The 7,981-nt window shown below is 42.4% G+C and carries 5 protein-coding genes; 3 read left to right on the forward strand and 2 right to left on the reverse strand.

The window, feature by feature from the left end; translation table 11 throughout:
• From V7K41_RS06540 to V7K41_RS06550, 3 genes are read left to right on the forward strand one after another with little or no spacing between them, the layout of a single operon-like run.
• Entirely contained in the window at window positions 1-1,416 is a 1,416-nt protein-coding gene (locus V7K41_RS06540; RefSeq protein ID WP_334846587.1) for a tetratricopeptide repeat protein, read from the forward strand.
• Entirely contained in the window at window positions 1,413-2,900 is a 1,488-nt protein-coding gene (locus V7K41_RS06545) for a nickel/cobalt transporter (protein ID WP_334846589.1), read from the forward strand. Before V7K41_RS06540 ends, V7K41_RS06545 begins: the two co-directional genes overlap by 4 nt.
• Window positions 2,901-2,942: 42 nt before the next feature.
• Entirely contained in the window at window positions 2,943-3,671 is a 729-nt protein-coding gene (locus tag V7K41_RS06550; RefSeq protein WP_334846591.1) for a hypothetical protein, read from the forward strand.
• A 323-nt stretch (window positions 3,672-3,994) separates the two neighbouring features.
• On the opposite strand, the gene V7K41_RS06555 is transcribed toward V7K41_RS06550, so the two are convergent.
• Window positions 3,995-6,220: an ATP-binding protein gene (locus tag V7K41_RS06555; protein ID WP_334846593.1), complete on the reverse strand. Its 2,226-nt coding sequence runs from the start codon at window positions 6,218-6,220 to the stop codon at window positions 3,995-3,997.
• Window positions 6,221-6,931: 711 nt separating this feature from the next.
• The gene (locus tag V7K41_RS06560) at window positions 6,932-7,969 is read right to left on the reverse strand and encodes a threonine aldolase family protein (protein WP_334846595.1); all 1,038 of its coding nucleotides are present in this window, start codon (window positions 7,967-7,969) and stop codon (window positions 6,932-6,934) included.
• Window positions 7,970-7,981: the final 12 nt, after the last annotated feature.

Here is a 7,981-nt window from a genome sequence, read left to right on the forward strand (position 1 = left end):
ATGCATCTACGAATACTATGGGTGTTAGTGCTGACTAGCCTACTGGTTTTACTAAGACCCTGTGATACACAAGCGCTAAGTTTAGGCTACACCAATGGTAAGTTAGACACATATTCCTCTGCTGTGCAACTGCTGACTGTTAATTCTAGGCAGATATTACCAGTTCAGCAGTCAGATTTAGTCTTCCCTGATTATTTACAGCGATCGCATATCATCAGCGTCTATGAGGAGAAAGTTGCCCAATCTCCTGATTCCTCAATATTTTTACGTCTGTTAGCCGATCAATATTTGAGGCGCTTTCGAGAAATTGGAGATATAGACGATGTGTTACGAGCAGAACAAGCGGCACGTAGATCCCTGGGACTACAGCCGCGCCATAATCAGGTTTCTTCCATGCTCCTAGCATCAGCTTTACTATCTCAACATCAGTTTCGATCAGCTTTAGATGTGTTAAATAATTCATCTGTTGATAATCCCAATATTGTCTCGCTGAGGGCATCGATTCAGATGGAGTTGGGTGATTATGAAACAACTCATCAACTCTTGCAGAACCTTGCTAAGGAAGAATCAAACTCCGGTCATAACGCAGTTGTCGCCCGTTACTTAGAGTTAACTGGCAATCTCGCCTCGGCACGGCAACTGCTAGATGAAGCTATGCAGGAGATGGACTCTTTCTACACGACGAGCGCCGAAACCCGTGCTTGGTTTCATCTGCGGACTGGGGATCTGGCTTTTGCAGCCGGAGATTTTGCCCTGTCTGAGCAGCGATATCGGGAAGCTCTTGACCTCTTCCCACGGCATATAGCTGCGTTTACAGGATTGGCCCGCCTCTATGCGGCACAGCATCGCTGGCAGGATGTTCTAAATATCGCCAACCAGGGTATAGAACTGATGCCGTTAGTAGAAACGCTGGGGTATAAGGCTGATGCCCAACTAGCTCTGGGAGACCAGGAAGGCGCAGCTGAAACTGAAGATTTAATCGGAGTGGTAGCTTACCTGAGCAAGGTTAAAGGAATCTACGATCGCGCTTTGGCAGTCTACTACACCGAACACGGAATTCATTTAACAGAGGCGTTAGAGATTGCCCGTAGTGAAGTGGCAGTGCGAGACGATGTATATGCAGAGGATACTTTGGCTTGGGCAGCTGCGGCTAATGGGGAATGGCAAGAAGCACAAAAGGCAGCACAACGGGCAACTCGCTTGGGGACAGAGGATGCTTTGCTGCAATTTCATGCTGGGATGATTGCGTTTCACTTAGGTAATCGTGAGTCAGCAATAAAACGACTGACTCAAGCTGTTAGCCTCAATCCTCAATTTCATCACAAGTATGCTGATGAAGCTCGTCAAGTCTTGGCTAACTTAGTACCCTCTGTCTCTTTTCCCACTGCTAACGCCGCTATAGGGAGTTCTTTATGAAAAAGCTGCTACATTACTTGGCTTGGAGTACTGCAATTATCGCAATATGTTTATTTTGGATGCCGAGGGCGGATGCCCATCCTTTAGGCAATTTCACCATCAATCACTACGCAGGAGTGCAGGTAGCGCCGGATGGTGTGGGGATTGATTATGTTCTAGACATGGCAGAGATTCCGGCTTTTCAGGAGATTAATCATTTAGATACTAATCGCGATCGCCAAGCTGAACCTATAGAGACGGTTCAATACCCTGACCAGAAATGTCAGGAAGTCAATTCACATTTGGAACTGTTGATCGATAAACAGCCTTTAGCACTGTCTTTGATCGAATCAACAGTCGAATTTCCTCCAGGTGTAGGAGGATTATCTACACTGCGGCTGAGTTGCAATTTTCAGGGAACAAGGGAGTTAGTAGGCGCAAATCAGTTAATCGAGTTTGAAGATCAGTCTTATCCACAGCGCTTAGGCTGGCGTGAGATTACTGTGGCTGCAAATGGCGTTCCGATTCAAGGTGATTTCACCTCTTTGAGTATCACCAACCGCTTGAGAGATTACCCTACTGAGTTACTTAGCAGTCCTCTCGACCAGCGTCGGATTGACTTTAAACTCAATCCGTCTCTGACATTGAGTGAACAAGCGCCTTTGCCGTCTGTGAAATCATCCAGCCGTTTAGATAATGCTTTGACAGGAAGAAGCAACGATGTTTTTACTAGCCTGATTACCCAGGAAAATCATAATTTCCTGACTATTCTAATAGCTCTAGTGATCGCCTTTTTATGGGGTGGTTTACACGCTCTGTCCCCTGGTCATGGAAAAACGATAGTCGGTGCTTATTTGGTGGGTTCCCGCAGTAATGCCCAACACGCCCTATTCCTGGGGCTGATTATGACGATTACCCATACTGCTGGCATATTTGCTCTGGGGCTGGTCGCTCTTGGCACATCCCAGTTTATTTTGACAGAGCAATTGTACCCTTGGTTAAGCATACTCTCTGGTGTACTGGTAACTGTAATTGGTCTGAATTTGTTTATTAGTCGATTGCAAGGGACTCAAGTCTCTCATGCACACGACCATGTACATAGTCATGAACACAGCCACGACTTGCATCATCACCATCACCACAACCATGAGCATTCACATTTACCGCCTCACAGCGATGTAAGTTCCATGAAGTGGTCTAGCCTCCTAGCGCTGGGAATTTCAGGCGGCTTGTTACCTTGTCCTTCAGCCTTAGTAGTGTTGCTAAGTGCGATCGCAATGGGACGAATTGGCTTTGGATTAGCGCTGGTGTCTGCCTTTAGCTTAGGTCTAGCAGCGGTACTAACTGGAATCGGCTTAATGCTCGTCTACGCTAAAAATCGGTTTGAGCATTTGCCACTCCAGATACCCAGGATCGAGATGTTACCTGTGGCAAGCGCCTTATGTATTACCCTAATTGGCTTAGGTATTACTTCACAGGCTTTACTTGCTCATCCCTGGAACTAGACAAAAGCACTCAGTTTTGTAAAAACAACCTTGAACAACTATATGTCATTAGCAATTAAAGAATCCATCGTCAGAGAAAATAATATATCTCATCACTCTAACAAGTTTTCACAAACAGCCAAGCTTAAGAGTTTGAGTGAGTGTTCATTTAATTTTTGGCAAAAATTGCTAAGACGTTCAATTCCTATTGCCGCTGCTGCGATGCCTGCGGCGGGCGTAGCGATCGCTCTATCTGTAAGTGCTATCCTGCCATCTCAGGCATCCACCATTTCATATTCTGGTGACACAACAAATGCACCAACTTTTAACCGTCCGCAAACGGAAGGGTTTGAAAGTGGTACAAACCCACCCACATCACTTTTTAGTAATGGCACTGCCGTCCCTTATTACAGCCAGCCTTTCTTTGTTGATACTACAGGCTCATATAATATTGTAGGTTCTCAAGCTTTCCTGGGTATCCAGTTCTTGTACCAAAACAGCTTCAACCCAGCTAACCCATTAGTTAATTTACTCAGTGGGAACGATCCTTTTCCAGATGAAGGCAAATCTGGTTTTAGTGGCTTGAGCTTAACTGCCAATAATCAATACTTTTTAGTCACTACTGGATTTGACAATAGCAATAACAGTTTTGGTACTTTTACCAATACCATCACAGGCCCTGGCAATATTACACTTGTCCCCGAACCTTCTTCAATCGCCAGCACAGTAATCTTTGGTATTTTTGGAAGTACCTTAATACTAAAGCGCAAACTAAAAAAGCTAAAAACCTGATTTTGCGTAGGTTGTGCGTAGGTTGGATTGAGGAATGAAACCCAACACTCTCGCGGCTTTGTTGGGTAGAGCGATAGCGAAACCAACCTACAATTATCCTTAACTGAATTGTATTTAGTTATATGTGATGAGTCGATCAGAAAATCTTATTTTGAGGAAAATATGAAACGATATATCTTCATTTTTTTAATAACTGCTTTGTGTATAATAGGCTACTTTGAAATTAGTTTGTCACAGGCTGAAAAGCTTTTTTGGCTGAATTTGAGTCTTTGAAATCCTCCCTCACAAAGTCATTTCGCACTCCGCACTCGAAATTTTCGCTGTTAGGTAATTTCTCTTTGCCATAAAATATCTGTAACTCTTGTCATCCCAGCTTTCAGATGACGGCGATAGGTACTGAAAGGCAAATCTAGTAACTCAGCTGCTTGTTCTTGCGTGGGGGCGGGGTTTAAATAAGTTCGATAAACAGCGCGATAGAGTTTTTCATCACGCGGGGATGATTGTAAGGATTCAACTGCTTGTTTCACCAGATTTTGTAAAACCTTAACGCGTTGGCTTTGCCTAACCCAGGGATCGCGTAGATGCCCAGAATCCAGCTGCTCAAAGAGTTGCGTCTCCTTTGGACTCTTGCTCATACTTGCTTTTGTGGCAACTTGTTCTGACACTAAGCGTGAGATCACTTCCTGTACGCTTCGCGATCGCACTAATGGATTATTCTGTAATACATCGGGACAACTAAAGTTACGTAACGCATTCTGCACCGCCTCCATAAATTCTGGCTGACTAAGAACTAACAGAGGTTCACCGACTGGAGTATTATCTACAGATTCTCCCGCAGTTGTAACCTCTTTTCGGGCCAAAATTTCCTTCCATGCGGCAGGTGAGACAATTCGCCAGTCATGCCCATAAACACCATAGTCTCTTCCCCCAACTGTAAAATCAGTTTCAGAAAGTCGTGTTAAGTCGAAGTAGTTCAACATTGCTGTCCAACTATCTGCTTGGGCACAAGGTAGGAAGGTGTATGCTAACCCCGGTGTATTCTGAAAATACTGCACAAAATTAATGAAAATTAGACTTTGGGTGGGGGAAACAGCTTGATAGGTGTCCCGCGCCATCCAGAAGCGGAAAATAGTTGCACCTTCACTAGGGCGTAATGGTGCATGGGTTTGGAGATATTGCCAAGATGCAAGAGCGCCCGGATCTGCACTCAAATCTTCAATAGTTGCTGTCTGCAATGCCACCATCATTGCAAATCCCGCAGGTTCGGAGTGCAAGTCACGAAATACTATTACATTCTGCGGTTGGCGCTTCAACCAATGAGCTGCTATTTTTGCTGATTCTTCACCTTCATATTCTGCCACCATCCCTAGCAGTGCGGTTTTGTCAGTTTCCCGTAGTGAGTCCGTCAATAAACTACTTTGCTCACCCCAGGTGAAACAGGATCGAATCGCCGAGTTATCCCGATGCAAAAAAATATAATCCAGTAGCACTCGATGCTTTTCTTGCCCTTGGGTTTGTCCTAGTCGTTTAGTATAATATTGACGCGCTCGGTGGTGTAATTCCGTGTAAAATTCCGAATTACGCCAACGCAAGTCAGCAATTAAAACTTCGCGTGCTAAATCGTGGGGAAATAAACCCAATTGTCCTGATTCGATAAACGACAATTCGCGCAACCACTCAAATAAATCGTGAACATCAAATATTTCCCCTAAAGAGTGAGCCTCACCAGCCAAAGTATTTTGAGGCAGAGCCAATATTTGATTTAGTGCGGCTTCGGTAGTCAGCCGGATCGTCGCACAAGCTTCTAAAGCCATCCGGTGTGCGGGCGTTGGTACTTCTTTTATGAATCTTGACAACAGTGTTTTAACAACATTGGGAGCAGATTCTACTTGAAAAGAGATTTCTTTTCCCTGAGCAAACACCTCAGCAACCAAAGATAATGCTAGAGGATGTCCGTGAGTAAATTCTAGAATCGCCTGGTGTTGTGTGGTGGGAATATCTCGTGTGGTGAGATAAGTTTGACTTTCTTCTGGGGTCAGGTTGCGTAGGGGCAAGGTGTGCATCAAAGCTTGCCAACCTGGATCGCTACACCAACCAGATGAGGGGGAATTGCGTCCAGCAATCACAATTAAGGTATTAACAGACAAATGGGGTAAAAATACTTCCCGGAACCATTCATCTAGCTGGGTAATAGCTTCATAGGTATCAATTAAAATTACATTACGTTCTTGTCTTTGGGCTAGCACATCCAAAGGAGAATCTGATTCATTCAATCCCATCAACGATCGCAACGTGCTAAGAAAAGATTCTGGTGCAGCTTCTATATTACGTCCTTCTACGTAGATAGTTGATATTTTTGACCGTTCACAAAACCGTAAAAACTGCTGCATGAGGGTTGTTTTGCCCACACCACCAGGGCCAAAGACGTGCAAAATGTGAAAAGGTAATTCTGTTGATGCGATCGCATCAATAAATAGCTCCACTTCCCGCCCACGTCCTATAAATCTGCGATTTCGTTCTGCACTTAGTCGCTGTAATAGAGATGTCATTGGCATCCCTTCCTCAAATTTTACGTAGGATTACTGTTTTAAAGTATGAAGGATATTGTTGATTTATAAAATCTACTTTGACAAAATTTATAAATTTTACATCCAAGCTTAAAGGCGTAATAAGTAGGTGGACGCTAAAAAAAAATACAAATATATTAATAGATATAAATTGCTTAAGAGCTTATATTCAAAGCGTTTATGGTGCTTTCTATAAGTTTATACAGTTCGGTTTAATTGTACCTACCTATTTACTAACGAACCAGTATTAGATAACCTTCTTTGTAGCATTGGTTTGGCTCCCTCAATTGCGACTGGTATAACCCAGCAAAAGGCAAGGTCATACCTAAAAGAAACGCTTGTGCAACAATACTTTACATTTTATAGATTTCTTACCTTTTTCTCTTAGACCTGACTTTTGCCATTAAGTCTCAAAAAGCTTGCTCATAAAGGATTATGGACAAAACACAGTATATACAATACAGTAATTTAAATTCAGTGCTAAAAGTGCCAAGCTGTTTGTTGGACTGGTGGGAAAAAAATTTGTGCTTGTCCTGTGATCGCAAACGCAGTTACGAATTTTTCTCTAATCCCAAAACAACATTTGATATGACTTTTCCACATCTCGTGAAAAGTCAGATTTAATGGTGGGGTGCAATGACTATGGGAATCATAACTAACTTATGCGGACATGATACAAGTAGGCTAAGTCGCTTACTTTTTTGCGTTTTTAATATCACCAACTAATTCATCAATCCTTGATTGAGTAGTGTTCCAAGAACACATAAAACGTACTCCTCCCACACCAATAAATGTATAAAACTGCCAGTTCTTTGCTTTTAAGCTGTGAATAACTTCTTCAGGTAATTTTACAAATACGGCGTTTGCTTCTCTAGGAAACATCAAGTCAACGCCTTCTATATTTAATAGTTGATTTTCTAAGTATTCAGCACATTGATTAGCGTGTCTGGCATTTTTTAGCCAAGCACCAGTTTCTAATAAACCCAACCAGGGAGCAGAAATAAACCGCATTTTTGAAGCTAGCTGGCCTGCTTGCTTACATCGATAATCAAAATCCTCTGCTAGCGCTTTATTGAAGAAAAGAATGGCTTCACCTAATGCCATTCCATTCTTAGTACCACAAAAGCACAATACATCCACTCCAGTTTTCCAAGTAATTTCAGCAGGGCTTTTATTCATAGCAGCAACTGCATTTGCAAAACGAGCGCCATCCATGTGAATCTTTAAGTTATATTTGTTTGCAACTTCTTTAATACTTAAAAGTTCTTCAATAGAATATAAAGTGCCTAATTCAGTTGATTGTGTAATGCTAATAACTTTAGGTTTTGGATAATGAATATCAGTACGTTTAGTAACAATTGCCTCTATAGCTTTTGATGTTAATTTTCCATTTTTACCTTGAGCAAGTAGCAGTTTCGAGCCATTAGATGCAAATTCAGGTGCGCCACATTCATCCGTTTCTATGTGAGATGTCTCATGGCAAATGACGCTGTGATATGACTGACAAAGAGCAGCTAAAGATAAAGAATTTGCGGCCGTACCGTTAAAGGTAAAAAATACTTCACAATCAATTTCAAAGAGTTCACGAAAATAATCTGTTGCTTTTTGAGTCCATTCATCATTTCCATAAGCTGGAACACTACCTTGATTTGCCCTAATCATATATTCCAGTGCTTCAGGACAAATACCAGAGGAATTATCACTTGCAAACTGTTCTAATTGGCTACTCATAATTTAGATTTT

It is taken from the genome of Nostoc sp., from assembly GCF_036917415.1.
Lineage (GTDB): Bacteria > Cyanobacteriota > Cyanobacteriia > Cyanobacteriales > Nostocaceae > Nostoc.

What these genes read in the sequence shown, in the direction of transcription:
- V7K41_RS06540 (WP_334846587.1), top strand. Translation starts at nt 1, where the DNA reads ATGCATCTACGAATACTATGGGTGTTAGTGCTGACTAGCCTACTGGTT.
- V7K41_RS06545 (WP_334846589.1), top strand. Translation starts at nt 1,413, where the DNA reads ATGAAAAAGCTGCTACATTACTTGGCTTGGAGTACTGCAATTATCGCA.
- V7K41_RS06550 (WP_334846591.1), top strand. Translation starts at nt 2,943, where the DNA reads ATGTCATTAGCAATTAAAGAATCCATCGTCAGAGAAAATAATATATCT.
- V7K41_RS06555 (WP_334846593.1), bottom strand. Translation starts at nt 6,220, where the DNA reads ATGACATCTCTATTACAGCGACTAAGTGCAGAACGAAATCGCAGATTT.
- V7K41_RS06560 (WP_334846595.1), bottom strand. Translation starts at nt 7,969, where the DNA reads ATGAGTAGCCAATTAGAACAGTTTGCAAGTGATAATTCCTCTGGTATT.